At 71.2% G+C, this 26,395-nt stretch carries 22 protein-coding genes; 4 read left to right on the top strand and 18 right to left on the bottom strand.

The annotated features are described in order from the left end of the window. Positions 1-7: 7 nt before the first annotated feature. The 12 genes from AB0I28_RS26015 to hisI all read right to left on the bottom strand — a co-directional run bounded on the left by AB0I28_RS26015 (position 8) and on the right by hisI (position 10,034). Positions 8-805, bottom strand: a complete 798-nt coding sequence (locus AB0I28_RS26015; RefSeq protein WP_357497512.1) for an ABC transporter ATP-binding protein — start codon at positions 803-805, stop codon at positions 8-10. A gap of 51 nt (positions 806-856) precedes the next feature. Continuing rightward, complete coding sequence (gene cutA / locus AB0I28_RS26010; RefSeq protein ID WP_357497510.1) at positions 857-1,207, bottom strand: divalent-cation tolerance protein CutA; 351 nt, start codon at positions 1,205-1,207, stop codon at positions 857-859. Continuing rightward, positions 1,207-1,971: a WecB/TagA/CpsF family glycosyltransferase gene (locus AB0I28_RS26005; RefSeq protein WP_357497508.1), complete on the bottom strand. Its 765-nt coding sequence runs from the start codon at positions 1,969-1,971 to the stop codon at positions 1,207-1,209. Before AB0I28_RS26005 ends, cutA begins: the two co-directional genes overlap by 1 nt. Before the next feature lie 12 nt (positions 1,972-1,983). Continuing rightward, positions 1,984-2,964 (bottom strand): NAD-dependent epimerase/dehydratase family protein, encoded by a 981-nt coding sequence (locus AB0I28_RS26000; protein WP_357497506.1) that lies wholly within the window; start codon positions 2,962-2,964, stop codon positions 1,984-1,986. A 766-nt stretch (positions 2,965-3,730) separates the two neighbouring features. Then, positions 3,731-4,024 carry a hypothetical protein gene (locus AB0I28_RS25995; RefSeq protein ID WP_357497505.1) on the bottom strand — a complete coding sequence of 98 codons (294 nt, stop codon included), beginning with the start codon at positions 4,022-4,024 and terminating at the stop codon, positions 3,731-3,733. A 27-nt stretch (positions 4,025-4,051) separates the two neighbouring features. After that, on the bottom strand, positions 4,052-5,218 hold the full coding sequence (locus AB0I28_RS25990; RefSeq protein ID WP_357497503.1) for an FAD-dependent monooxygenase: 1,167 nt from the start codon (positions 5,216-5,218) through the stop codon (positions 4,052-4,054). After that, entirely contained in the window at positions 5,218-6,264 is a 1,047-nt protein-coding gene (gene lgt / locus AB0I28_RS25985) for a prolipoprotein diacylglyceryl transferase (RefSeq protein ID WP_357497502.1), read from the bottom strand. The genes AB0I28_RS25990 and lgt overlap by 1 nt, the downstream gene beginning before the upstream one ends. 27 nt (positions 6,265-6,291) lie before the next feature. After that, positions 6,292-7,065 (bottom strand): tryptophan synthase subunit alpha, encoded by a 774-nt coding sequence (trpA, locus tag AB0I28_RS25980; RefSeq protein ID WP_357497778.1) that lies wholly within the window; start codon positions 7,063-7,065, stop codon positions 6,292-6,294. 14 nt (positions 7,066-7,079) lie between these two features. After that, positions 7,080-8,300, bottom strand: coding sequence for a tryptophan synthase subunit beta (trpB, locus tag AB0I28_RS25975; RefSeq protein ID WP_357497500.1), 1,221 nt, complete (start codon positions 8,298-8,300; stop codon positions 7,080-7,082). Beyond that, positions 8,297-9,106, bottom strand: coding sequence for an indole-3-glycerol phosphate synthase TrpC (gene trpC, locus AB0I28_RS25970; RefSeq protein WP_357497498.1), 810 nt, complete (start codon positions 9,104-9,106; stop codon positions 8,297-8,299). The genes trpB and trpC overlap by 4 nt, the downstream gene beginning before the upstream one ends. Next, on the bottom strand, positions 9,103-9,660 hold the full coding sequence (locus AB0I28_RS25965) for a Trp biosynthesis-associated membrane protein (RefSeq protein WP_357497496.1): 558 nt from the start codon (positions 9,658-9,660) through the stop codon (positions 9,103-9,105). Before AB0I28_RS25965 ends, trpC begins: the two co-directional genes overlap by 4 nt. Further along, positions 9,657-10,034, bottom strand: a complete 378-nt coding sequence (hisI, locus tag AB0I28_RS25960; RefSeq protein ID WP_357497494.1) for a phosphoribosyl-AMP cyclohydrolase — start codon at positions 10,032-10,034, stop codon at positions 9,657-9,659. The genes AB0I28_RS25965 and hisI overlap by 4 nt, the downstream gene beginning before the upstream one ends. Before the next feature lie 142 nt (positions 10,035-10,176). Here hisI and AB0I28_RS25955 point away from each other — a divergent pair, with 142 nt between their 5' ends. Beyond that, positions 10,177-10,896: an ABC transporter ATP-binding protein gene (locus AB0I28_RS25955; protein ID WP_357497492.1), complete on the top strand. Its 720-nt coding sequence runs from the start codon at positions 10,177-10,179 to the stop codon at positions 10,894-10,896. Beyond that, positions 10,896-11,633: an ABC transporter permease gene (locus AB0I28_RS25950; RefSeq protein ID WP_357497490.1), complete on the top strand. Its 738-nt coding sequence runs from the start codon at positions 10,896-10,898 to the stop codon at positions 11,631-11,633. Before AB0I28_RS25955 ends, AB0I28_RS25950 begins: the two co-directional genes overlap by 1 nt. Before the next feature lie 49 nt (positions 11,634-11,682). On the opposite strand, the gene AB0I28_RS25945 is transcribed toward AB0I28_RS25950, so the two are convergent. Beyond that, entirely contained in the window at positions 11,683-13,533 is a 1,851-nt protein-coding gene (locus AB0I28_RS25945; RefSeq protein ID WP_357497489.1) for a carbohydrate-binding module family 20 domain-containing protein, read from the bottom strand. 412 nt (positions 13,534-13,945) lie between these two features. After that, positions 13,946-15,166 (bottom strand): serine protease, encoded by a 1,221-nt coding sequence (locus AB0I28_RS25940; protein ID WP_357497487.1) that lies wholly within the window; start codon positions 15,164-15,166, stop codon positions 13,946-13,948. A 326-nt stretch (positions 15,167-15,492) separates the two neighbouring features. On the opposite strand from AB0I28_RS25940, the gene AB0I28_RS25935 reads away from it, so the two are divergent. Both AB0I28_RS25935 and AB0I28_RS25930 read left to right on the top strand, forming a co-directional pair. Continuing rightward, entirely contained in the window at positions 15,493-18,390 is a 2,898-nt protein-coding gene (locus tag AB0I28_RS25935) for a glycoside hydrolase family 2 TIM barrel-domain containing protein (RefSeq protein WP_357497485.1), read from the top strand. A gap of 36 nt (positions 18,391-18,426) precedes the next feature. Further along, on the top strand, positions 18,427-19,038 hold the full coding sequence (locus tag AB0I28_RS25930; RefSeq protein WP_357497483.1) for a TetR family transcriptional regulator: 612 nt from the start codon (positions 18,427-18,429) through the stop codon (positions 19,036-19,038). Between the two features lie 18 nt (positions 19,039-19,056). Here AB0I28_RS25930 and AB0I28_RS25925 read toward each other — a convergent pair whose 3' ends face one another. The 4 genes from AB0I28_RS25925 to AB0I28_RS25910 form a co-directional block, all read right to left on the bottom strand. Then, positions 19,057-21,066 (bottom strand): DUF5107 domain-containing protein, encoded by a 2,010-nt coding sequence (locus AB0I28_RS25925; protein WP_357497481.1) that lies wholly within the window; start codon positions 21,064-21,066, stop codon positions 19,057-19,059. 41 nt (positions 21,067-21,107) lie between these two features. Then, positions 21,108-22,880, bottom strand: a complete 1,773-nt coding sequence (locus tag AB0I28_RS25920; RefSeq protein WP_357497776.1) for an ABC transporter ATP-binding protein — start codon at positions 22,878-22,880, stop codon at positions 21,108-21,110. A 17-nt stretch (positions 22,881-22,897) separates the two neighbouring features. Further along, positions 22,898-24,712, bottom strand: coding sequence for an ABC transporter ATP-binding protein (locus tag AB0I28_RS25915; RefSeq protein WP_357497774.1), 1,815 nt, complete (start codon positions 24,710-24,712; stop codon positions 22,898-22,900). A gap of 369 nt (positions 24,713-25,081) precedes the next feature. Then, positions 25,082-26,374 (bottom strand): serine hydrolase domain-containing protein, encoded by a 1,293-nt coding sequence (locus AB0I28_RS25910; RefSeq protein ID WP_357497479.1) that lies wholly within the window; start codon positions 26,372-26,374, stop codon positions 25,082-25,084. Positions 26,375-26,395 lie beyond the last annotated feature (21 nt).

Here is a 26,395-nt window from a genome sequence, read left to right as displayed (position 1 = left end):
GTTCTCCTTAGGTGAGCTGTTGCTCTGTCGTCGGCCGAGGGAAGACGGCCACGTGCCCGGTGCCGGGGTCGCGAAGGATCGTCACCGAGAGGTCGAAGGCCCGCGCCACGGTCTCGTCGGTGATGACCTCGGCCGACGGGCCCTTGGCGATCACCCGGCCCCCCGCGACGACGGCGACCTGGTCGGCGTAGCCGGCGGCCTGTCCGAGGTCGTGGAGGACGAGCCCGCAGGCGATGCCGTGCTCGTCGGCGAGGCGCCGGACGAGGTCGAGGACCTCGTACTGGTGCTTGAGGTCGAGGTAGGTCGTCGGCTCGTCGAGGAGGAGGACCCCGGCGCGCTGCGCGAGGACGGTCGCCAGCCACGCGCGCTGCCGTTCACCGCCGGACAGCTCGTCGAGACGACGGGAGGCCAGCCCGGCGGCGTCGGCGACGTCCATCGCCCAGTCGACGGCCTCGCGATCCTCCGCGCTGTGCCTGGCGAAGGCGCCGCTGTGCGCGTAGCGACCGTGCCGGACCAGCTCGCCGACGGTCACGCCCGCAGGGACGAGGGGCTGCTGCGGGAGGAACGCAAGACGCCGGGAGAGTTCGCGGCGGGAAAGGCCGTCGACGGGATCGCCGTCGACGCTGACCTGCCCGGCGAGCGGGGCCTGGAGGGCGGCCATGGTGCGCAGGAGGGTCGATTTCCCGCAGCCGTTGGCGCCGACGAGGACGGTGACGGCGCCTGGTTCGAGGGTGAGCTCGACGTCGCCGACGACCGGATGTCCGGCCTGGTACCCCACGGTGAGCCCCGAAGCCACCAGTGTCATCCCGCCTCCTCCAGTGCAGAGCGGGGCAACCTTAGCTTAGGGCAGGCTTATCTAATTGCCTGGGGTGTCCGAAGATGATCCACCCCGCGAGGTCCGCTCGGCGACCCAGTCGAGATAGGGGCCGTGGCCTCCGGTGACCGGCGTGACGAGCACCTCCGGCGTCTCGTAGCCGTGCCTGGCGACGATGAACGCGGTCAGCTCGCCGGCGGCCGCCTCGGTCGTCTTGAACACGACCCGCCACTCCCGCGACTCCTCCACCGCGCCCGCCCACCAGTACACGCTGGCGATCGGGCCCTCGACCTGAGCGCACGCCGCCAGCCGGGCGGCCACCGCCTCACCCGCGAGGCGGGCGGCGGCCTCCTCGGCCGGCAGCGTCGTCGTCACCAGGACGAGAGCGGTCATCAGTCCCGCAGCTTCGGCGGGTTGCGCAGGATCGCGGCGAGGAAGGCCGGGTTGTTGCGCAGGTACCGGCGCCACAACCGCTTGGGCTCCTTGGCCAGCCGGTAACTCCACTCCAGGCCGTGCTCGCGCATCCAGTCCGGTGCTCGCTTGACGAGACCGGCGTGCATGTCGAAGGCCGCGCCCACCCCGAACAGCGCCGGGGCGTGCAGAAGCTCGCGGTGCGCGGCCATCCAGCGCTCCTGCTTCGGCGTCGAGAGACCGACCCACACCAACTCGGCGCCCGAGTCGTTGATCCGCTCGACGATCTGCGCGTCCTCGTCGGCGGTCAGGGGACGAAACGGCGGCGAGTACATGCCGGCGATCTTCAACTGCGGGAAGCGGGCGGTGAGGCGCGCGGCGAGCAGCTCGGGCACGCCCTCCTTGCCGCCGTAGAGATAGGACGACCAGCCGCGCTCGGCGGCCCGCGCCAGGACGGTCTGCATGAGGTCGGCGCCGAACACCTGGCCCATCCACTCCGCGCCCGCCTTGTGGCCGGCCCACACCATCGGCATGCCGTCGGGCGTGGTCAGGCCGGAGGCGTTGTGGATGCGCATGAGCTCGGCGTCCCGCTGCGACTCCATGACACCGTGCACGCCAGTGACGCACACGTAATGCCGCTCGCGCTCGTCCACCCAGCGGGTGACCTCGTCGATCGCCATGTCCCGGTTGATGGCGCTGATGCCCACACCGAGGACGTCGACGCGCTGGATGCGGCCGGTTCCCATCTCCGTACCCACTTACTTGCCGAGCTTCCTGGCCACCTGGTCGTGGATCCAGCGGTAGGTCGAGGTGAGGCCCTCGCGCAGGGAGATCGAGGGCTCCCAGTTGAACTCCTTCTGGATCAGCGTGTTGTCGCTGTTGCGGCCGCGCACGCCCAGAGGACCGTCGATGTGCTTGAGCTTGATGTCGACACCGGCGATGCCGGCGACCACGTGGTAGAGGTTGTTGATCGTGGTGATCTCGGAGCTGCCGACGTTGAGCGGGTCGACGAAGTCACCGCGGGTCAGCATGCGCGTGCCGTGCACGCAGTCGTCGACATAGGTGAAGCTGCGGGTCTGCTCCCCGTCGCCCCAGATCTCGACCTCCGGCTGACCGGTCAGCGCCGCGATCGCGACCTTCCGGCAGGCCGCCGCCGGGGCCTTCTCACGGCCGCCGTCCCACGTGCCCTCGGGGCCGTAGATGTTGTGGTAGCGGGCGATGCGGGTCTCCAGGCCGAAGTCCTCGCGGAAGTGGCGGCACATGCGCTCGCTGAAGAGCTTCTCCCAGCCGTAGCCGTCCTCGGCGTCGGCGGGGTAGGCGTCCTCTTCCTTGAGGGCGGTCAGGTTCGGGTCCGTCTGCTTGTAACCGGCGTACACGCACGCCGAGGACGAGTAGAAGAACCGGCCGACGCCCGCGTCGCGGGCCGCCATCAGCATGTGGGTGCTGGGCAGGACCGAGAGCATGCACTCGGCCTTGTGGGTCTCGATGAAGCCCATGCCGCCCATGTTGCAGGCGAGGTTGTAGACCTCTCCGGCACCGCCGTCGAGGACCTCGCGCGCCGCGTCCAGGAGACCGACGTCCCGGCTGAGGTTGTCGGCGGCCTCGTGCCGCTGGTCCCACCGGTCGAACGGCTTGATGTCGACCGCGCGCACCGTCTTGCCTTCGGCGAGCAAAGCCCGCACGAGGTGTCCGCCGATGAACCCACCGGCTCCGGCCACCACGGCATCAAACGCTGGCATCGTCACGCTCCATTTCGGTGTTTGGCGGCACTGCGGGGGCTACATTACAGCCGGGTAACGCCCACCGTGCCGCAAGGATACCTAGGCATGGAGACGCGGTGACGGGCGCGTTTGGTTCAGTTCACGCGGGATTCAGGTGGGGTTTGGGGCGCGGGGTGGAGTGGGTGGTTTTCGGGTGATATCGCGGGGTTGGGTCGCAGCGGCGGGGTACGGGGCGTGATCGCGGAAGGGCGTGACGCGACGGGGGGTGAGGAGGGGTTTGCGGGGTTTGCGGGTGGGATCGTGGTGCAGGGGCTGGCGCGGGGGAGGGTGTTCGGCGCGGGGGCGGGGAATCGGTGAGGTTGGTCGCGTGGGGCGGAGTGCGCGGGACGGCGCGGGGGGCGCGGGGGGGCGCGGGAAGCAGCGCGCAGGGCACGGCGCGGGGGACGCGGGGCACGGCGCGGGGCGCAACGCACGGGAGTACGGCGCGGGACGCAGGGCGCGACGGTGCGGCGGGGGTGCGGGCACGGTCGGGCGGAGGCTTCGGGCGGCGCGGCGAGAACCGGGCTGGTGCGGCACGGGCTTGACGCCGGGGGCCGGCCCCGGGTTTCGGCTCCCGAGACCGGCAACGCGAAGCGTGATCGCGACCCTTCCGGGCACAGGTTCGAGGTTCTCCGACGCGAAGCGCGGGGTTCGCCGCCGCGAAAACCGCCCGCTGTGGGCCGACGGTGCCCCCTGCAACTCGCACTGCGACAGCCGAGTGGGGCGTTTACCCTCGCGCCCCGCCCTACAAGAGCCGACCGGGGCGTCCACCCCTTGCGCCCCGCTCCCCGACAGCCACCCGCACCGCCGCACCGGCACAAGCACCCCACCCACGCCTGAGCCCCGCCACGGCCAGGCCGGCGCGGACCTCCTCGGGGCCGGCCTCGGTCTCCTCGATGTAATCACCATGCCGGGTGAGATCCGCGCGGCTCGCCTGGAGCAGCGCGTAGTAGTCGTCGGCGTCGGTCGGGAGCAGCTCGGTCAAAGTGAGCCCGGCACGGTCGGTGGGTACAGCGGGAAGCCCTCGCGGCGTCGGCATGACCCGCGAGGCTAGCCCACCCCTCCCCTACGCCGTCGGCACGTCCCAGTCCGTCAGCGCCGACGCGCCCTTCGCGAAGGTCTTGTCGGGGATCCCGCGCAGCAGCGCCGTCCGCAGGGGCACCACGAACTTCCCCTGCGCGGCGAACACTCCGCCGACCCCCCGCGACATCCTCGACATCCGCGCGATGCGCGGCCGCCGCAGCTCCTCGTAGCGCCGCAGCCCGTCGGGCACCGACTTCCCGCCGAGGCACACCCCGAGCGTCACCGCGTCCTCCAGCGCCAGGCAGGCGCCCTGCCCCAGGTCTGGGGTCATCGCGTGCGCGGCGTCGCCCAGCAGAGCGACCCCGCTGGTGGCGCCGGCGTGCACGAAGCTGCGGGGCAGCGGATCGACGAACTCCACGGGGTGCTGCAGCAGCTCTTCAGGCCGCGTCGCCGCGATCAGCTCGCCGATCGGCTCGTGCCACCCGGCGAACCAGCGCTTCAGCAGGTCGAGCTGCCCCACCGACGACTCGGGCCGCACGCTCCCCCGCGCCTCGGCCGCCCAGTACACGCCGTGCCGGCCCAGGTCGGCGTAGATGAACCGCCGCCCAGACCCTTGCGTCTCACCACCGTCGACGACGTCGGGCGCACGGAAGCGCGGCACGACGGCCCGCCAGGCGACCCGGCCGGCCCCGACGAGGCGCGCGCGGTTGTCCAGCGTCGACCTCGCGAGACTGCTGATCCCGTCGGCGCCGACGACCAGGTCGGCCGTCAGCGTCTCCCCGCCGAGTTTGACGGCGGGCGAGTCACCGAGGCGCAGCCCGGTCACGGTGGCGCCGGTCCGGATCGAGGCGTTGTCGCCGAGCGCGGCGACGAGGGCCTCGTGCAGGTCCTGCCGGTGGACCACGACGGTCCCCGACAGGCCCTCACCGCGGTCCCCGGCCTCGGTCATGCGGATCAGCCAGCGTCCTTCGGGGGTGCGCAACCCTCCGGTGCGGTCCTGCCGGACGGCGATCGCGTCCAGTGCCGCGCCCATCCCGAGCGCGCGCAGGGCGCGAACCCCGTTGGCCCACAGCAGCAGGGCGGCGCCGTCGGCGCGCAGACGGTCGTGGCGCTCCAGGATCTGCACCCGCCAGCCGGCGTTGACCAGCGCCACCGCGGCGGCCAGACCGCCGACTCCGGCGCCGACGACGACGGCGGAGCGCTCGTCCATCAGACCTTCCCGTCCTCGGTGGCCTTCTCTTTGCCGTCGGTGTCCTCGTCGGCGTCCTCCGCGACGGCCTCGGTGTCGCCAGGGTCGTCGCCGGTATCGTCGCCGGGTTCCTCGGTGCCGTCATCCGGGTCGGACGCGGCGTCGGCGACGCCGGGTGCGCCGGCCGAAGCGTCGGCCTTGCCCTCGATGGCCTCGGGGCTGTCGTAGGGCACCGCCACGAGGGCGCCGTCGGCCCCGGGCACGAGGACTTCGCGCTTGCCCTCGACCCGCAGCAGGTAGATCAGCGCGCCGACGATGATCGCCACGCTCATCCACTGGTTGAGCCGCAGCCCGAGGAAGTCCTGCGCGGGGTCGATGCGCATGCCCTCGATCCAGAAGCGGCCGATGCCGTAACCGAGCACGTAGACGGCGAAGGCACGGCCCTTGCCGAACTTCAGGCGCTTGTCCAGCTGCCACACCAGCAGCGCGACGCCGAGGTTCCACAGCAGCTCGTAGAGGAAGGTCGGGTGGTACGTGGCGACGTCCATGAAACCCGCGAGCCGGTTCGGCTCGTCGATCTCCACCGCCCACCAGGCGTCCAGCGGCCCGCCGTAAAGCTCCTGGTTCGCCCAGTTCCCCAGCCGTCCGATGGCCTGCGCGACCGGGATGCCGGGCGCGGCCGCGTCGGCGACCATCGACAGCGGGATGCCCAGCCGCCGGCAGGCGATCCAGGCGCCGAGGGCGCCGGCGATGATGGCGCCGGGAATGCCGAGCCCGCCCTTCCAGATCGCGAGGGCGTCCAGAGGCACGCCGCCCTCACCGAAGTAGGCCTCCGGCGAGGTGATGACGTGGTAGATCCGGGCGCCGACGATCCCGAACGGGACCGCCCACAGCGCGATGTCGATGACCGTGCCGGGCGCCGCGCCCCTGCGACGGAGCCGGAATTCGGTGATCACGCACGCGGCGATGATCCCGAGAATGATGGCGAGGGCGTAACCGCGGAGGGGGACGACACCGAAGAGGTGCCAGACGCTCTGCGACGGACTGGGGATGTAGGCGAGGTCCACGCCGACACGCTACCGGTTGTGCTCAGTTCACGCGTGCACGGCATCGCTGAGTTCGCCGGTCAGCGCCCGCAGCGAGGCGATCCCGTCTCCGATGCTCGACGCGTCGAGCAGGCACTTCACCATCGCGGATCCGACGATGACGGCGTCGGCGTAGCCGGCGATCTCGGCGGCCTGCGGCCCCGAGCGCACGCCGAGACCAACGCCGATCGGCAGGTCGGTGGCCTCGCGGGTGCGCCGGACCAGTTCGGGCGCGGCCGAGGAGGTCGTCTCGCGGGCACCCGTGACGCCCATGATGCTCTGGGCGTAGACGAAGCCGGTGGTGGCCGCGACGGTGCTCGCGATCCGCTCGTCGCTGGAACTGGGCGCGACGAGGAAGACGCGGTCGAGACCGTGGGCCTCACTCGCGGCGAGCCAGTCGTCGGCCTCGTCGGGGACGAGGTCGGGAGTGATGAGCCCGGCACCGCCGGCGGCGGCCAGGTCGCGCGCGAACGCGTCGACCCCGTAGCGCAGGACCGGGTTCCAGTAGGTCATGACCAGTACCGGGGCCCCCGCCGAGGCGACGCCCTCGACGGTACGCAGCACGTCGGCGCTTCGCAGGCCCTTCGCGAGCGCCTGTTCGGCGGCGCGCTGGATGACGGGCCCGTCCATGACCGGGTCGGAGTAGGGGAAGCCGATCTCGACGATGTCCGCGCCGGCCTCGACCATCGCGCGGGCCGCCTTGGTGGCGTCCTCGACGGTCGGAAAGCCCGCGGGCAGGTAGCCGACCAGGGCCGAGTGGCCTGCGGCGCGGATCTTGGCCATGGTGGGGCCGACGCTCACGGGGTGGGCTCCTCGTCGTAGAGACCGAACCAGCGGGCGGCGGTGTCCATGTCCTTGTCGCCGCGGCCGGAGAGGCACACGACGATGACGGCGTCTTCGGGGAGCGTCGGCGCGAGGCGGAGTGCTCCGGCGACCGCGTGGGCGCTCTCGATGGCGGGGATGATGCCCTCGGTGCGGCACAGGGTCTTGAAGGCGTCCATGGCCTCGGCGTCGGTGACCGCCTGGTAGGTCGCCCGCTTGGTGTCGAAGAGGTAGGCGTGCTCCGGTCCGACGCCGGGGTAGTCGAGGCCGGCCGAGATCGAGTGGGACTCGATGGTCTGGCCGTCCTCGTCCTGGAGGACGTAGGTGCGCGCGCCGTGCAGGACACCGGGTGTGCCGCCGGTGAGGGTGGCGGCGTGGCGGCCGGTCTCGACACCGTCTCCGCCGGCCTCGAAGCCGTAGAGGGCGACCTCGGGGTCGCCGACGAAGGCGTGGAAGGCGCCGATGGCGTTGGAGCCGCCGCCGACGCAGGCGCACACGACGTCGGGCAGGCGCCCGAGCTGTTCGAGGGACTGCGCGCGGGTCTCGTCGCCGATGCCGCGCACGAAGTCGCGGACCATGACGGGGAACGGGTGCGGTCCGCCGACGGTGCCGATCAGGTAATGCGTGGTGTCCACACTGGACACCCAGTCCCGGAGCGCCTCGTTCATGGCGTCCTTGAGGGTCTGGGAGCCGTTGGTCACCGGGATGACCTCGGCGCCGAGCATCCGCATCCGGGCGACGTTGAGCGCCTGGCGACGGGTGTCCTCGGCGCCCATGTAGACGGTGCACTCAAGGTCGAAGAGGGCCGCGGCGGTCGCGCTGGCGACGCCGTGCTGACCGGCTCCGGTCTCGGCGATGATGCGCGGCTTGCCCATGCGCTTGGTGAGCAGAGCCTGGCCGAGGACGTTGCGGACCTTGTGCGCGCCGGTGTGGTTGAGGTCCTCGCGCTTGAGCAGGATGCGACGCCCCGCCACCTGGGACAGGCGGGGGGCGTCGTAGAGCATGCTCGGCGTTCCGGCGTACTCGCGCAGGAGCCGGTCGAACTCGGCGAGGAACGCCGGGTCGTCGAAGGCCTTGCGGTAGGCCGCGTCGAGTTCGTCGAGCGCGGCGATCAGCGCCTCGGGGACGAACCTCCCGCCGAAGCTGGCGCCCTCGGCGGTGAGGAAGTGACCGGTGAGGTCCGGCAGGTCGCTCATCGGACGGGCCTCGGGGTCGCGGGGTGGCTGCCCGCGGTGACGAGATCGGCGACGGCGTCGCGCGGGCTCTTCTTGGTGACCAGCCCTTCGCCGACCAGCACCGCGTCGGCGCCGAAGCCGGCGTAGCGGATCAGGTCGCGGGCGTCGCGCACGCCCGACTCGGCGATCTTGACGACGTTGTTGGGCAGCCCCGGTGCGATGCGCTCGAAGACCGAGCGGTCGACCTGGAGGGTGTGCAGGTCGCGGGCGTTGACGCCGATGACCTTCGCACCGGCTTCGAGCGCCCGGTCGGCCTCTTCCTCGGTGTGGATCTCGACCAGGGCGGTCATCCCGAGCGACTCGACGCGGTCGAGCAGTCCGGTCAGGGTGTTCTGGTCGAGGGCGGCCACGATCAGCAGGACCAGGTCGGCGCCGTGCGCGCGGGCCTCGTGCACCTGGTAACTGGAGACGATGAAGTCCTTGCGCAGGACCGGGATCGAGACCTGGGCGCGGACCGCGTCGAGGTCGTCGAGTGAGCCCTTGAAGTAGTTCTTCTCGGTGAGGACGCTGATCGCCCGGGCGCCGCCCGAGGCGTACTCGGTGGCGAGTTCGGCGGGGTCGGGGATCTCGGCGAGCTGACCCTTCGACGGCGACGAGCGCTTCACTTCGGCGATGACGCCGACGCCGGGCGCTTTGAGCGCGGCGAGGGCGTCGATGGCGGGCGGCGTCGCCGCCGCCAGTTCACGGATCTCGTCCAGGGACACCCGCTGGACGCGCTGGGCCAGTTCTTCCTGGACGCCGGCGACGATTTCGTCGAGCACACTCATCCGGAACTCCCCTCTCCGGGTGCCATTTTGCCGATGTTAAGCGATGTCGGATCCTCGCCACGATCGAGGGCGTTCCACAGGTCGACGGGGTCGTCTGGTACGGCCGTCGTGGCGGTCGTACCCGTCGTGGTGCGTTCGTACCGGTTCGACATGTGCGGCCAGCGCGCGCTCTCGCGGAGGGCGAGGGCGGCGATGGCGGTGACGGCGAGGCCGCCGAGCGTGGTGGCGATCGGCCACAGGCCGGGTTCGCGGACGATCCCGAGGACGCCGCCGACGGTGACGGCCAGGCCGGCCAGCGCGAGGACGGCGGCGAGGACCTTGCGGGGGGCGCCGCGCGTGGCGTAGAGGGCGACGGCTCCGGCGAGGGCGACGATGGCCAGCGGGACGATCCAGGCGGCGAGGTCGGCGCCGGTGTGGTCGGTCAGCTTCGGCGGGAGCGGGTCGCGTCGCGGGACGGTCTCGGTCCACCAGACGCGCGTGGCGGCGTAGAGGGCGAGTCCGGCTCCGGCGATGCCGCCGAGGATGGCGGTGGCGAGTTGTCTCCGGGGGTTCATGACGGCTGGTCCTGTCCGGGTGCGGTGACCGGGAGTTCTCGTCCGGTGAAGCAGGTGCGGGTGCCGGTGTGGCAGGCGGGCCCGGTCTGGTCGACGGTGACGAGCAGCGCGTCGCCGTCGCAGTCGAGGGCGACGGAGCGGACGTGCTGGACGTTTCCGGAGGTGGCGCCCTTGACCCAGTACTCCTGGCGGCTGCGGGACCAGTAGGTGGCGCGGCCGGTGGTAAGCGTGCGGTGCAGCGCCTCGTCGTTCATCCACGCGAGCATGAGGACCTCGCCGCTGCCGTACTGCTGGACGACGGCGGCGACCAGGCCGGCCGGGTCGCGGCGGAGCCGGTCGGCTATCGCGGGGTCGAGGGCTGAGGGTGGCGCCATGGAAACCGATTGTGTCGTGCCCGGGGGCGGGGACCTACACCGGCCCCTGCCGACGGGGACATGGTCACCCCATCGGCGGTCGGCGCGAAGTACACTCGAATTATTTCATCGCTCGTTGAATTCCCACCCCCGGGGAGACCCCATGCGACCCGCGATCAACATCGCCGATCTCGTCGTCGAGCGAGGGCGCCGCCGCGTCCTGCCCGGCCTTTCCTGCTCGATCGCCGCCGGGACGGTCACCGGCCTGCTCGGACCGAGCGGGAGCGGCAAGACGACTCTCATGCGCGCGATCGTCGGCGTGCAGAAGATCCGCTCGGGCACCGTCACGGTGCTCGGAGAGCCGGCCGGTTCGGCCGTGCTGCGTCACCGGATCGGCTACCTGACGCAGGCGCCGTCGGTGTACGCCGACCTCTCGGTCCGCGCGAACGTGCGCTACTTCGCCACCCTCCACGGCGTCGGAGCGAACGAGGCCGACCGGACCGTCACCGACGTGGGCCTGGAATCGGCCGCCGGGCAGCTGGTCGGGAACCTCTCCGGCGGCCAGCGGGCGCGGGCGTCGCTGGCGTGCGCGCTGGTGGCCAGGCCGGAGCTGCTCGTCCTGGACGAGCCGACCGTCGGCCAGGACCCGGTCTTGCGCCACGACCTGTGGCAGCACTTCCACGAACTGGCCGCCCAGGGCACGACCCTGCTGGTGTCCAGTCACGTCATGGACGAGGCCGCGCGCTGCGAGCGGCTGCTGCTGATCCGGGAAGGCGGGATCGTCGCCGACGACACTCCCGACGGCCTGCGGGAGACCACGGGCACCCAGGACATGGACGAGGCGTTCCTGCGCCTCATCCGCGAGCAAGAGGGCCGCGTCTGATGTCGATCCGGATCACCGCGGCGACGACCGCGCGCATTCTCCGGCAGCTCGTCACCGACCGCCGGACGGTGGCGCTGATCCTGCTGGTCCCGGCGCTGCTGCTGACGCTTCTGCGCCATGTCATGGACTCCGATCCGGCCGTCTTCGACCGGGTCGGCCTGGTGATGCTCGGCGTCTTCCCCTTCATCTCGATGTTCCTGGTCACCAGTGTCGCGATGCTGCGCGAGCGGACCGGCGGGACACTCGAACGGATGCTGACCACACCGCTGAACAAGCTGGATCTGCTGCTGGGCTACGGAATCGCGTTCGCGGTCGCCGCCGGGGTGCAGGCGGCGATCGCCGCGACGGTGGCCTATCGCCTCCTCGGGCTCGACACCGCCGGGAGCCCGTGGCTGATCGGCGCGCTGGCGGTCGCCAACGCGGTCCTGGGCGTCGCGGTGGGCCTGTTCCTCTCCGCCTTCGCCACGAGCGAGTTCCAGGCGGTGCAGTTCATGCCCGCGGTCGTGCTTCCGCAGTTGCTGCTGTGCGGGCTGATCTGGCCGCGCGACGAGATGGCCGGCTGGTTGCAGGGCGCCAGCGAGGTCATGCCCCTGACCTACGCGGTGGAGGCGCTGACCGAGGTCGGCGCGAACACCGGGATGACCCGCACGCTGTGGGTGGACCTCGCGGTCGTGCTGGGCGTGGCGCTGCTGGCGCTGGTGCTGGGCGCGGCGACGTTGCGCCGCCGCACCGACTGAGACGGACGCGAGCAGGGGCCGGATCCGCACGGATCCGGCCCCCGGCCTGTCAGCGCCAGGTGTCGCGCAGGGTGATCGCGCAGCCGGAGGAGGCCGTCACCGTGTGGGAGCGGTTCGGGTCGCTCTCCCAGACGACGGCGCCGTTGTGCCGCTTGACGTACTTGTACTGGAAGGCGGTGCCGACCGGCAGGGTCAGCGCCGCCGAGGTCCACAGTGGATACGTGGCCGCGTCGGTGGTCAGCGGCACGGCGTTCTGCGCCGACCAGTTCGCCAGCTGCGGGATGCTGCCGGTCACGTAGACGTTCTGGCCCCAGACGGTCGTGGCCGTGGCGCTGAAGGTGACCTGCACCCCGCTCGCGCAGGTGCCCGGGCCGGGCCCGGGATCGCCCTGCGTCATGGCGTTGGCGTGCAGCGCGAGCACCCCGTTCGCCGGCACGGTCCCGGTGTAGGAGCCACCGGTGACGCGGTAGGACGGGCCGGTGCAGGAGCGATCGGCGGGCTTGTAGTCGCCGTTGGCGACGTCGCAGTAGACACCGTCGGGCAGGCCGGTGGCGAAGGCCCGGGTCAGGCTCGCCCCGGAGGCGTTGAAGGCGGCGTGGGCCTTGCTCGCGCGCCCGAAGGCGATCTGGTTCGAGCCGTTGCTCCACCAGTGGGTGGTCGCCTGGCCGGCGGCGGCCTCGCGGAGGGCGCCGAGGTTGAGCACGGCCCGCTGGCGGTGCGAGCATTCCCAGCCGGTGGCGCACGCTCCCGACGCGGTGAGCGCCGGCGTCGTCGTTCCATCCGATGTGGACGGTGGGCCCGCCTCGGGGTCGGTGAAGGCGTAGCCCGAGAGCAGTTGCGGCGAACCGTAACCGTGGGCGAGCGCGAACGCCTCGGCCATGATGTAGCGGGCGCCGTCTTTGTAGGTGAGCTGGGCGCGGCCGCTGCGCTGGGTGTCGTGGTTGTCGATGAAGGTCTCGGCGGCGGCCGATCCGAGGAGCAGGTGGGATTCGAGGCCGGAGAGCGCGGCGAGATCGCCGTCCTTGAAGCGGGCGCCGACCTGGTCGCCGTAGCGGAACTCGGTGACGCGGCCGAGGCCGGTGTACTCGGTGGGGCTGATCTCGCCGGCTCCGCCCTCGATGACCTCCAGGAAGATCTTCGGTCCGCCCGAGAGCCGTCCGAAGATGTTCTGCAGGTCGGCGACGGGGACGTGTTTGGCGGCGTCGACACGGAAGCCGTCGACGCCGAGGTCGACGAGGTTCTGGAGGTAGGCGGCCAGTTTGCCGCGCACGTAGTCGGACTCGGTCTCCAGGTCGGACAGGTCGAGCAGTTCGCAGTTCTGGACCTCCCAGCGGTCGGTCCAGTTGGCGATGTCGTCGTTTCCGTTGCGGCCGCAGTGATGGAAGTCGCCGGGCCCGAAAGGCACGGCCGGGTAGGAGTACTGGGTGTAGGCGTTGCCGCCGCTGCCGTCGCCGGTGGAGGCGCCGCCCGCCATGTGGTTGACGACGGCGTCGATGTAGACCTCGACGCCGGCGGCGTCGCAGGCGTCGACCATGGCGGCGAAGTCGGCGGTGCTGCCGCGCCGGGTGTTGAGCTGGTAGCTGACGGGCTGGTAGTCCTGCCACCACGGGTAGGCCCTGGCGGGGAGGACGACGTGTTCTTGCGGCGCGGCGACCTCGACGGCGGGGAAGCCGGCGGGGCCGAGCACGTTGGTGCACTCGGCGGCGACCGACTTCCAGGGCCAGGCGAACAGGTGGAGGACGGCGTCGCCGTTGCCCGGGGCGGCGGTGACGGCGATGTCGGCCGCGGCGGGTTCGGTGGCCGTCCCGCCGGGGATTAACGCGGCGGCGGCGATGACCGCGGCGGCCGCGAAGGTGCGGAGGGGTCGGCGGTGAAAGGTGGGGATCTGCCTGGTGCGCATGATTCCTCGCTCGGGGACTTGTGGGCCGGGGACTGTACCGGTAGCCCCCGGCCGGTTCGGCTGTGCAAAGCCTTGCGCAAGGTTTCAGGGATGCTATCGCCGGGTTTCAGGGCGGTCAAGGAACGAAGGACCGCACCTCGGAACGAATTGCACTGATTATTGAGGTTCCTCTTGCGGGACTGGCCATGCGGCCGCAAGCGGCTGGAGCCACCGCGCGGACGGTTCGTGATGAAATACCAGATCGACCGGGATGTTTCGGGCGCGAGCTCCCGACACCGCCATGCTCGCGTGAAAGCCGAATCTGCAAGAACTTTCAGTACGGGTTTCGCCTGCAGGCAAGGGAACCGGCGGCCGTCTCGTCGAATACGAGACGGCCGCCGGGCGGTGCGAACGTGTGCGATGAGCGCCGGTGCTATGGGGTGTTGTCGATGAGACCGATGATCTGGGGGTGGATCAGGCTCATCCGGGTGCCTGCGTTCTGGCAGCCGCCGAGGTGGTGCAGGGCGATGACCCGGTGGGTGGACGTCGCCAGGACCGGGGAGCCGGAGTTGCCACCGGAGGTGTCGCAGAGGTAGCCGGTGTTGACCGAATCGAGGTTCACCGTGTCGATGTCGCACAGCGCGCCGCCGGCCGTCTCGTAGATCGACAGGCGCTTGGCCGTGGCGTCACCGTGACCGGGGATGTAGATGGTCTCGTGGGAGACGGGCTGGCGCGACTCGATGTAGAGGGTGCCGAAGGAGCTGATGGTGCTGAAGTTGTTCACCGAGTAGAGGGTGTAGTCGAGGCTCGCGCTGGTTTTGACGAGCGTCGCGCCGCTGACCTTGGTCGGCGTATAGGGGTTGTTGCCGCCGCAGGTCTGGCACTGGTAGTTGAACTGCGTTTCCGTGCTGACGACGCCCGCCTGGGTGGCGGTGCAGTGGTTGTTGGTCAGCAGGCGGTTGGTGTCGCCGACCCGGAAGCCGGTGCAGGCGCTGGTGCCGCCGATGAGGAGGCGGGCGACCGGGCGCGAGCGCGCGAACTGGGTGGGGTGGCTGGTCTGGTAGCAGACGACGTCGCGGCGGGCGTCGCTGCCGCAGACGGACATCAGCCCGATGTTGACCGCGTTGTACTCGGCCTCGTCGTAACCGCGCCAGAACTTGTCGATCGTCACGACGGGAGCCGAGGCGCCCAGGCCGCGCAGGCCCTTGTCGGACTCGCGGTGCACGGTCACGATCGCGGTGTCGCCCTCGATGGACATGGCCGCGAAGCCGCTGTCACCGTGAAGGGTGTAGCCGGAGTCTCCGGAACGCAACCCGCGGCCGGGCGCGCCGTGATACGTATGGGTTTCGGCCCCCGAAGGGTCGGAGACCGTGACGTAGTCGCCCGCGGCGAGCGACAAGGCTCCGAAGTGGACTTTGACGTACGTCGCGCCGGGATGGCGTACGGTCTGGGAAGTCACCTCGGAGGATACGGAGTAGTCGACGCTGATCGCAGCGGTCTCCTCGGCACCCACGCGTTCGATCTGCGGAGCCGCGGGGGGTGCGGCGACGGGTGCGGAGGGTTCGGCGAATCCCGTCCCTCCGGAGAGGGCGGCCAGGGCGGCCGCCCCGAGAACGCTCGCGGCGAGGATTCGGGGTAAATGCGCTAAACGCATGAGCGTACCTTTCTTCGCGGGCTTGCGTGTGAACTGTCCGGTAATGATCCGGATCTGCGGCCGAGAGTACGGCAAGGCCCCAGGTGTGGAAACCCCGGAAAATTCAACAGGCTCCACCACAACCGCGCGTCTTGACCGTGACCCTCCGGTGCCCGTAGGCCGCCCGAACGGGCGGGTCGATTCGAGCACGCAGGGTCAGTGAAAAGTCGACGGAAGGTAACCTGCGTAGGCGAACCCGGTAACGGTCCTTGTTTGACACCCATAGACGACCGACGAATACTTGCCTGCCGTAAGGCGAACCGGCGAGAAGAAGAGGCATTGCCGCGATGACACGACCCCTGGCGTACTTCGAAGACCCCTCCCCTGGCTTCGGAGCGCTGCCCCCTCGTGCGATCGGCCGGACGAACGCGGCACATCTCGACCTCAGCGGCACGTGGCGGTTCCACCTCGCTCCTTCCGACGAGAAGGCGCCCGAGGGCTTCTGGGAGCCCGGTTTCGACGACGCGGAGTGGACCGACATCCCGGTCCCGTCCAGCTGGCCGATGCACGGGCACGGTGCCCCGATCTACACCAACGTCGCCTATCCCATTCCCGTCGACCCTCCCCGCGTTCCGGCCGATAACCAGGTCGGCGACCACCGGCTCGTCTTCCGGCTGCCCGCCGACTGGCCCGAGGACGGCCGCACGGTGCTGCGCTTCGAAGGCGCCGATTCCTCACTGCGGGTCTGGTGCAACGGGGTCGAGCTCGGGGTCTCGCGCGGGAGCAGACTCCCGGTCGAGTTCGACGCGAGCAAGGCGCTGCGCGCCGGCGACAACGTCCTGGCCGCGCGGGTCCACCAGTGGTCGTCGGCCACATACCTGGAGGACCAGGACATGTGGTGGCTGCCGGGGATCTTCCGCGAGGTGACCCTGCGGCACCGGCCCGACGGCGGCGTCGGCGACTTCTTCGTGCGCGCCGGATACGACCACACCAACGGCTCGGGTTCTCTGCTGCTGGAGGCGGCCGAGGGCACCCGGCTGATCATCGCCGAACTCGGCGTGGACGCCGCGGCGGGCGAGGCGGTGACGGTGTCCACTGTGGAGCCGTGGCACGCCGAGCTGCCCCGCCGCTACGCCGCCGAGGTCCGCACCGAGACCGAGACCGTGTCCGTCCAAGTCGGGTTCCGGACAGTGGCCATCGAGGACGCGCGGCTGCTCGTCAACGGCGCGCCGATCCTTCTGCGCGGCGTCAACCGCCACGAGTTCCATCCCCGCACCGGCCGGGTCGTCCCGTACCAGACCGCGCGCTCCGAGCTGACGCTCATGAAACGACACAACATCAACGCCGTGCGGACGAGCCACTACCCGCCGCACCCCGACTTCCTCGACCTGTGCGACGAACTCGGCATGTGGGTGATCGACGAGTGCGACCTGGAGACGCACGGCTTCGAACTCCAGGACTGGCGCGACAACCCCAGTGATGATCCACAGTGGACCGAGGCGTACCTGGACCGCATGCGCCGCATGGTCGAGCGCGACAAGAACCACCCCAGCGTCATCATATGGTCGCTGGGCAACGAGGCCGGCACCGGCGCCAACCTCGCCGCGATGGCCGCCTGGGCAAGGGAACGCGACAGCACGCGCCTGATCCACTACGAGGGCGACTGGACCTGCGAGCACACCGACGTCTACAGCCGCATGTACGCCGGTGTCACCGAGGTCGAGCAGATCGGCAAGCGGATCGAGACGCCACTCGACGATCCCGCCCTCGACGCCCGCCGCCGCGCGATGCCCTTCCTGCTCTGCGAGTACGCCCACGCCATGGGAAACGGCCCCGGCGGCCTCGGCGAGTACCAGCGCCTCTTCGACGCCTATCCGCGACTGGCCGGCGGCTTCGTCTGGGAGTGGCTCGACCACGGCATCCCGGTCACCACCGGCGACGGCCGCGCGCACTACGCCTACGGCGGCGACTTCGGCGAGGCCGTCCACGACGGCAACTTCGTCATCGACGGGCTCGTCTTCCCCGACCGCACCCCCTCCCCCGGCCTCGCGGAGTTCAAGAAGGTCGTCGAACCCCTGCGCTTCGAGACCCGGCCCGACTGCACCGTCCGGGTCACCAACCGGCATGACGTCCGCGATACCTCGCACCTCTCCTTCCACTGGGAACTCGCCCTCGACGGGCAGCACACCGACGGCGGCCCCCTCGACGTACCGGTCCTCGAACCCGGTGAGAGCATCGACGTGGCACTGCCCATCTCGGCGCCCGAACGCGCCGGCCTGCCCCCCTTCGAGCACTGGTGGACCATCCGGGCGCAACTCGCCACCGACACCGCGTGGGCGCCCGCGGGCCACGAGATCGCCTGGCACCAGGGCCGAACCGACGACGTCATCGCCGAGCGCCCCTTCGACGCCGAGGAACCCGGCCGCCCGGTGGTCGTCGCCGACGGCCGGGTCCTGCTCGGCGGCGCCGAGTTCGCGCCCGATGGAACGCTGCTGCGTCTGGGTGACGTCGAGATCGGCTGCCCCTCGCTGGAACTGTGGCGGGCCCCGACCGACAACGATCGCGGCAAGAACCCCTCCGTCGCGCGGCGCTGGGAGCAGGCGGGCCTCGACCGGCTCCAGCACCGCCTGATCCGGGCGGGTGCCTACGACAACAGCTACGTGGTGCACACCGAGATCCGGCCCGAGGGCGGCACGGCCGCCATGTCGAACACCTACCGCTGGCAGGCCTTCGGCCCATGGCTGCGCCTGGAGATCACCATGCTGCCCGAGGGCGAGTGGGCCGTCCCCCTCGGCCGGGTCGGCGTCCGGCTCGGGCTGCCGTCGGCCTGGGACACCGTCGAGTGGTTCGGGCGCGGACCGGGCGAGGCCTACCCCGACAGCACGGCCGCCGCGCGCGTCGGACACTTCACGGCCACCGTCGACCGGCTGCAGACTCCCTACGTCTTCCCGCAGGAGAACGGCGCCCGCGCCGAGGTGCGCTGGGCGCGCATCACCGGCCGCGACGGACGCGGCCTCCAGCTGCACGGTGAGCCGCACTTCTCGCTGACCGCGCGCCGCTGGTCGACCAAGGCCCTCGCCGACGCCAGGCACACCACCGATCTCGTCGACTCCGGCGAGCTCCACCTGCACATCGACCACGTCCACCGGGGCCTCGGTTCGGCCTCATGCGGACCCGACGTCCTGCCGCGGTACGAACTCAACGCGGTGCCGCTGACCTTCGCGGTGTGGCTGCGCACCATCTAGCCGGGGCCCCGCGCGCCGGGCAGTAAGGTCGACTTCGTGACCAACGGCCGGACCGGACGACGCCGGGGCAATCCCGACACCCGCGAGCAGATCCTGGAAGCGGCGAGGCACGCCTTCGCCGAGGAGGGCTTCGAGCGGACCACGATCCGGCGGATCGCGCAGGACGCCGAGGTCGATCCGGCGCTGGTCCACCACTACTTCGGCAGCAAGGACCAGCTGTTGCTGGCCTCCATCGACTCGCCCTTCGACCCGGGCGAAGTGCTGCCCGGCATCATCGAGGGCGGCGTCGACGGCGTCGGAGAGCGGCTCGTCCGCGCCTTCCTCGGCGTCTGGGACGGCCCGGGCGGCAAGCGGGGTGTCGTGCTGCTCCGCTCGGCGGTCGCGCAGCCGCTGCTGGTGCGGCTGGTGCGGGAGTTCTTCGTGTCGCGGATCCTCAAGACCGCGGTGAAGGAGCTCGGGCTCGACATCGACAAGGGCGCCTTCCGGGCGACGCTGGTCGCCTCACAGCTGCTGGGTCTGGCCATGGCCCGCTACGTCCTGAAACTGGAGCCGCTGGCCGGCGCCGACCAGGAGGCCGTCGTGGCGATGCTCGCGCCGACCATCCAGCGCTACCTCACCGAGGCGCTGCCGGAGAACGCGCCGGGTTGAGCCCGGCGCGCCGCGGCGCTAGTCGGTCATCCGGAAGTCGTAGCGCTCCGGCAGCGGGAAGTCCTGCCGCGCCTTGAGGCGCACCTGCTCGTCGTTGACGTCGAGCCCCAGAGCGTCGGCGACGGTCCGCCGGGCGACCTCGTTCCACAGACCGTCGAGGGAGATCTCCCCCTCGCGCAGGTCGGGGACCTCGAAGCCGTCGGCGAACACCGAAGCGGCCTGGTCGAGTTCCCCTCCCGCGAGGGCCACGCGGACGCGGCACACGGCGACGCGACCGTGCGAGCGGTGCGGTTCGGGGAGATCGTCGAGGACGGCCTTGGCGTCTTCGAGGCGCCCGGCGTCGAGCAGTGCCCCGCACGCCTCGACGGCGAACTGCCATGAGGGCGGAGCGAGGCGGTAGGCCTTCAGGTAGCGGTCGGCGGCGGGCTCGCCGCCGAAAGCCGGGTCGACGCGGTCCTGGTGGGCCAGTGCCCTCAGGGCCCAGGCGTTCGGCGTGGCACCGGCCGAGTCCTCCCATGCGGCGCGGGCACCGGCGGTGTCCCCGGCTGCCACTCGGGCCAGGCCCAGCTGATAGGTGCCGTGCCAGTCGGCGTCGCCGGCGGCCTCTTCGAGCAGGCCGAGCCAGCCGGGGCCGCTGATGTGCGCGACGGGCGGGACCGAGGGGTCGGCGGCGGGAAGGCGTCCCTCGTCGAGCAGCCGCAGCCAGGGCTCCTGCGCGTCGGTGAGGGTGTCGTCGCGGAAGGGGATGCCGGGCAGGTCGGCGGGGTTGGCGCCGACGGCGTTGCGCCGGTGGCGTTCCAGGGCGCCCCAGCCCGAACCGGTGGACAGGCGCTCGGTGGGCCGCGCGTCGCACCAGCGCGCCCACTCGTCGAGGCGGGAGTTGAGCGCGGGCAGCGGAAGCCGCTCGTCGAGCTGCGACTGGACGGCCTCGCGGGCCGCCGGCCAGTCGGGGGCGTGCGTGGCGTCGGGGCTGACGTCGAGGGCGCCGTAGGCCTCGACCCACGCCCACGTGTCGCCCGCGGCCATCGGCAGGTGCTCCAGCTGGGTGCGGGCTAGGCCGGCCTGGATCTCCAGGTAGCCGCCGGAGCCCGGCTCGGTCAGCCAGTCCTGCCAGCGCCGCCCGCCGGGGTTCTCGCCCCAGACGAAGAGCTTGCGGCCGGTCAGGCGGGCCGTCGACGCCTGGAGCAGCCCGTGCCCCTCACCGTCGACGGCTGCGATCCACGGCCGCTGCCCTTTCTCCAGCCGGAAGAAGTAGTCGGCGGCGTGCGGGGCACGGCCGGGATAGGAGTAGTCGAGTCCTTTGTGGACGGGCGCCTCGATCAGTTCGAGCGAGCCCTCGTAGGCGAAGCGGTAGGAGGCGTCGGCGGGCGCGATGACGCGCGTCTCCTCCGAGGCGGGCACCGCGATGTTCGACCACCAGTACATCGGCACGTCGACGTCTTGGGTGTTGACGATCCGGACGTGCACGTAGAGGAAGCGCGAGCCCTCGGGCAGGCAGAAGTCGAGCTGGTAGGGAACCTCGCGCAGCCGCTCGAACTCCCACAGCCGCAGCACCGGACCCTCGGGCGTGTCGACACGTGCGGCGTGCATCGGGGCGCAGGTCAGCGGCGTGTGCCCGGTCGTGCCGAGATTCCACTCCACGCCGCCGGAGAACCACGCCCCGCGCAGCGCGAGGTTGGCCGGCTGGAAGACGGGGTTGCGGTACAGCAGCTCCCGGCCGGTGGCCTTGTCGACCAGCGACCACAACCGCCCGCCGAGGTCGAGGGCGACCGTCGCCCGCAGATGCTCGTTCTCCAGGACCGCCACGCGCAGTTCGCCCGGACCGCGCTCACGGCCGTAGCCGTCCTGCGTCGTGTACGGCAGAACGCTCGGCACCCGGCCGTAGCCGAGGTCGAAGACCTCGCCGGGGACGCCGCTGATGTCGGCATCGGCGTGAATGTCGGTCGCGGCGGGCAACGGCGGCAGCGGCGAGTCGGGCCCGAGAGGCGCGATCGGCAGATGCAGGGTGTCGAGGTGCAGCTCGGGCAAGTCGGATCCTAGGTTTCGGCGGCGGTGCCGGTCGACGCGGTTCAGGTGGAGCGCGTCTGCTCCACCCAGCTCGAATGGAGCTTGGCATAAACCGAGTCCGTCTGTGCGACCAGTTCGGCATGCGAACCATTTTGCACAATTCGCCCGGCGTCGAAGACCAGGACGCGGTCGGCCGCCTCGGCCGTGGAGAGCCGGTGCGCGATCGCGACGGTCGTGCGGCCGCGGGTCACCGCGTCGAGCGCACGTGCCAGCCGGACCTCGGTGGCCGGGTCGACCGCGGAGGTCGCCTCGTCGAGCACCAGGAGGTCGGGATCGGCGACATAGGCGCGCGCCAGCGCCACCAGCTGCCGCTCACCGACGCTGAGCGCCTCGCCGCGCTCGCCCACGGGCGTGTCCATGCCGACGGGCAGGCTGTCGACCCACTCGGCGAGACCCAGTTCGGTGAACGCCAGGTACAGCTCGGCGTCGGAGAGCTCGGGTTTGGCGAAGCGGACGTTCTCGGCGACGGTGGCGTCGAAGAGGAAGCCGTCCTGGGGGACCATCACCACGCGGCGGCGCAGGGACGCGAAGCGCAGGTCGGTCAGCGAGACGCCCGACAGCCGCACCTGGCCCTTCGCCGGGTCCATCAGCCGGGTCAGCAGCTTGGCGAAGGTCGTCTTGCCGCTGCCGGTCTCGCCGACCACGGCGATGCGCGACTGCGCCGGGATCTTCACGTCGATCCGGCTGAGCACCTCCGGCCCGCCGGGGTAGGAGAAGTGCACCTCGTCGAAGTGGACGGCGACCGGCCCCTTCGCCAGGTCCGTTCCGTTCTCGCCCGGGTCGGCGACGTCGGGCTCGGTGTCGAGCACGTCGAGGACCCGGCGCCACCCGGCGATCGCGTTCTGGGCGTCGTTGAGGATCTCGGTGCCCATCTGGACCGGCTGCACGAACAGCGTGGTCAGGAACAGGAAGGCGGTGAGCTGGCCGATGGTGATCTGGTCGTCGACGCCCAGCAGGACGCCGACGATGACCACGCCGGACAGGCAGATCCCGGAGGTGATCTCACCCGAGGAGAAGCTGAGGACGCTGCGGCGCAGCGCTCGAAACTGCGCGCCCCGGAAGTCCTCGATCGAGCCGTCGAGCCGCTTCTCGGTGCGGCCCTGCACACCGTAGGCGCGGATCACGGCCGCCCCGACGACGGTCTCGGCGATCGTGCCGAGCATGACGCCGACCTTTTCGCGGGAAGCCTGGTAGGCCAGCGCGAGGCGCTGCTGGAGGAAGCGCACGATCCAGATCAGCGGCAGGAAGGTCACCAGCACGACCAGCGCCAGCTTCCACGAGTACGTGAACATCACGATCGTGGCGATCAGCACCTGGCCGCCGGAGATGAGCAGCATCAGCCCGCCGAACTGGAGGAACTGGCTGATCTGGTCGATGTCGGTGGTGACCCGGGAGGTGAGCGTGCCGCGCCGCTCGGACTGCTGGTGCAGCATCGAGAGGTCGTGGACGTGCCGGAACGCCCGGGCCCGCAGACTCGCCAGGGCCGTCTCGCTGACCCGGAAGAGCCGCACGTTCATCAGGTACGACGTGCACACCGTGATGCTCAAGACGCCGAGGCTGATCAGGGCGACGGTGGCCACGACGCCCGGGAAGGGCCCGCCGGGGGCGGTGATCCCCCGGTCGATGCCCTGCTGGATCGCCACGGGCACCACGATCCGGCCGACGGTCGCCACGACCGCCAGCGCCAGGGTCCCGGCGAGGCCGGTGCGCAGCTCCGGCGACAGGGCCAGACCGCGCTTGAAGGTCTGCCAGGAGCCGTCCCGCTTGTCCGCCATCGCGGCGTCCACAGTGGTCACGCCGAAACCTCTTCTTCCTCGGTGTCCTCGACCTCGATGAACGCGCCTTCCCTCGCCCGCTCGGCCTCCTCGCGCTCGTAGGCGGTGACGAGGTTGGCGTAGCCGGGCACGCTGTCGAGCAGTTCGAGGTGAGTGCCGGTCGCGATGACCTTGCCGTGCTCCAGGTAGACGACCTCGTCGGCCAGCGCGATCGTCGCGCGGCGGTAGGCGACCACCAGCACCGAGGCCGGGTTCTCCGACTTCTTCAGCGCGCCGAGGATCGCCGACTCCACGCGCGGGTCGACCGCGCTGGTCGCGTCGTCGAGGACGAGCAGCCGGGGGGCGCCGGCCAGGGCCCGCGCCAGCGTGATGCGCTGCCGCTGCCCGCCGGACAGGCTGTGGCCGCGCTCGCCGACCTCGGTGTCGAGCTGATCGCCGAGCTTCGACACGAAGGCGTCGGCCTGCGCGGTGCGCAGCGCCGTCCACACGTCGTCGTCGCCGTCGACGGCCTCGCGCGCCAGCGTGATGTTGCCGCGGATGGTGTCGTCGAAGACGAAGGGCACCTGCTGCACGAGGGCGATGTTCTCGGCGAGCGCGCCGTGGGTGAGTTCGCGGACGTCGTTGCCGTCGAGGAGGACGCGGCCGTCGTCGGGGTCGACGAGGCGGGTGGCGAGGGAGGCGATGGTGGACTTGCCGGAGCCGGTGGGCCCGACGAGGGCGACGGTGCGCCCGGCGGGGATTTCGAGGTTGACGCCGTGCAGGACCTCGGAGCCGTCGGGGTAGGTGTAGTCGACGTCGCGGAACTCCAGCGTGGCCGGGGTGCCGCGGCCCTCGGTCTGACGGGGGCCGTACTCCATGTCTCCGGTGGCGTTGAGGACCTTGGTGACGCGCTCCCAGCCGACGACCGAGCGCGGCAGTTCGCCGAGGACCCAGCCGATGGCGCGGATGGGGAAGGCCAGGACGGTGAAGAGGAAGACGACGGAGGTGACGGTCTCGATGTCGGCGGCGCCGGTCGACATGCGCCAGGTGCCGACGACCAGGACGGCGAGGGTGCCGATGTTGGGCAGGGAGTCGATGATGGGGTCGAAGGCGCCCCTGATCCGGCCGACCTTGATGAGACCGTCGCGTAGCTCGTCGGCCTTGCCGGCGAAGCGCTCGGTCTCCTCGGACTCGCGGCCCATGGTCTTGACGACGAGGGCGCCGTCGAAGCTCTCGTGGGCGATGGTGGACACGTCGGCGCGCAGCTGCTGGACGTGGGTGACGCGCGGGGACATGCGCCGGGAGTAGATGACGTTGAGGGCGAAGACGAGCGGGAACACCGCGAGTCCGACCAGCGCCATGGCCCAGTCGGTGACGAACAGCGCGACGCCGGCCACAACGAGCATGACGAGGGTTCCGACCGCGAAGGGGAAGGGCGCGATGGGGAACCAGACGGCCTCGACGTCGGCGTTGGCGTTCGACAGCAGGCCACCGGTGGACTGCTTGTGGTGCCACGACAGGGGCAGGCGGAGGTAGCGGCGTGTCACGCGGCGGCGGTATGAGGCCTGGAGGCGAAACTGCATGGCTCCGGCGCCGAGCCGCCGGGCGATCATCCCGGAGACCTTCAGCGCGCTGACGCCGAGGATCGCGGCGACCGCGAGGGCGATGGCGCCCGCCCGGACGCGGCCCTCCTGGATGGCCGGCACCGCGATGCGGGCGACGATCGCGCCGAGCACGTAGGAGCTGGCGATCGTGACGAGGCTGTGCAGCACCGCCCCTGCCACGCCGATCGCGAAGGGCCCGGGCTCCTCGCGGATCGCCTGCCTGAGTACGCGCAGTCCCTTGCCGACCACACCCTGGTCTCGCACTCGCCCTCCATATGTCCGCTGATCTCCGCGGGCAATCCTTGCCCTTCGAATGTCCGTACCGCAAGCCCGAGCGGGTCCTTACAACCAGAACGTGATGACGAACACTTTCGACTCCTGGCGGGCCTTTGGAAACCGCTATCTCACCGCGACCTCACAGAGGCCTGACAGTGACCACCGGGGAGCCGCGGACGTGGATTCGCGCATCGCGGGAGCAGGTCGTAGGGGGTTTGGGCGAGCCGACCGGGACCGGCCACCGGCGGACTGCCGGGGACCGGCCGGTTGGTACGAGCACGTGATGCGAGGTTACCGCCGCAATTCGGTGATCGGCCAGGAGTGGCGCGGGTTGTGGACCGGTCAGCCGTCCAGTGACTGACGAACGGCGCGGGTGACTCCGCCGAACTGGTGAAGCTCGACGGATCCGGCCAGGTCGCCCTCGGCGTCGAAGCGGAGTTCGGCGTGCGCGTAGGGAGCGTAGGCGACGGTGTCGCCCGTCGGCCCGAAGATCAGCGCGGGCTGGCCGGCGACCTTGAGGTGGAGGTGGCCGTCGATGACCTCCAGGTTCAGCTCGATGCCCAGCTCGGTGCGGTAGGCGCCGCTGTGCCGGGCGAGCCAGGCCTCGTTGGCGGCCTCCGGGTTCTTCACCGCGGCGGAGGTGCGGGGGAAGCCGAGGGCGTCGGCGATGACCTGAAGGAGGGTGAAGGTCAGGAAGGAGCCCTCGTCGGCGTTGGTCATGACCGAGGTGGCCCAGTTCCCCTCGCGGGAGGCCTCGGCCGCGCACCGGTAGCCGTGGTTGCTGCCGCCGTGGCCGAAGCGGTCGCCGAGCGGGTCGGAGGCCAGCTGCACGCCCAGACCGAAGCCGGGTACGACCTCGGTGAGGACCTCGGTGGCGAGCTCGGCCGGCAGGAAGGCCTTCTCGGCGCCCGCGGCGGCTTCACGCAGGGCGGTGAAGAAGCGCACGAGATCGGAAGGGGTGCACCACAGGCCGGCCGCGGCCTGCTCGGGGTAGGTCTTCCAGCCGCCTTCGACGGGCTTGCCGCCGACGTGGGCGACGGCGACGTCGGTGGGCGGCGCGTACCCGGCGGTCTCCATGCCGAGCGGGGCGAGGACGAGGCGCTCGGCGAGTTCGGCGAAGGGCGCGCCGCCGATGTCCTCCAGGATGAGCTGGAGGATCTGGTATCCGCCGCCGGAGTAGCGGCAGGCGGTGCCGGGGATGCCGTCGACGCGGACGGCGCCGGTGTTGGCGGGGCCTTCGCCGTCGACGATCTCGACGAGGGTGGGCAGTTCCTCGCCTTCGGCGTAGCCGGGGAAGCCGCTGGTGGTGAGGGCGCCGGAGTGGCTCAGCAGGTGCCGGACGGTGACGACGGCGGGCCAGTCCGCGGGGGCGGGCAGGCGCCAGGAGCGCAGGAGGTCGTTGACGTCGCTGTCGAGGTCGAGGCCCAGGCGCAGCGCGACGGCGGCGGCGATCGGCTTGCTGATCGAGCAGGCCTGGAAGCGCGAGGTCGGTTCGGCACCGAGGGCGACGGTCACCAGCTCGCCCCCGACCAGCACGGCGACGGAGACCGCCGGCACCGGCTGTTCGGAGGCCGCGAGGGCCTCGGTGACGGCGGGGCGGAGTCGGGCGGCGATGGTTGCGGCGGAGTCGGTCATGTCGTGACTCTATAGTGACGT

The sequence above is a fragment of the Phytomonospora sp. NPDC050363 genome (assembly GCF_040655735.1).
Taxonomy (GTDB): Bacteria; Actinomycetota; Actinomycetes; order Mycobacteriales; family Micromonosporaceae; genus Phytomonospora.
Note: the sequence above shows the minus strand (reverse complement) of the source record. Positions and strands in the feature narration are given on the sequence as shown.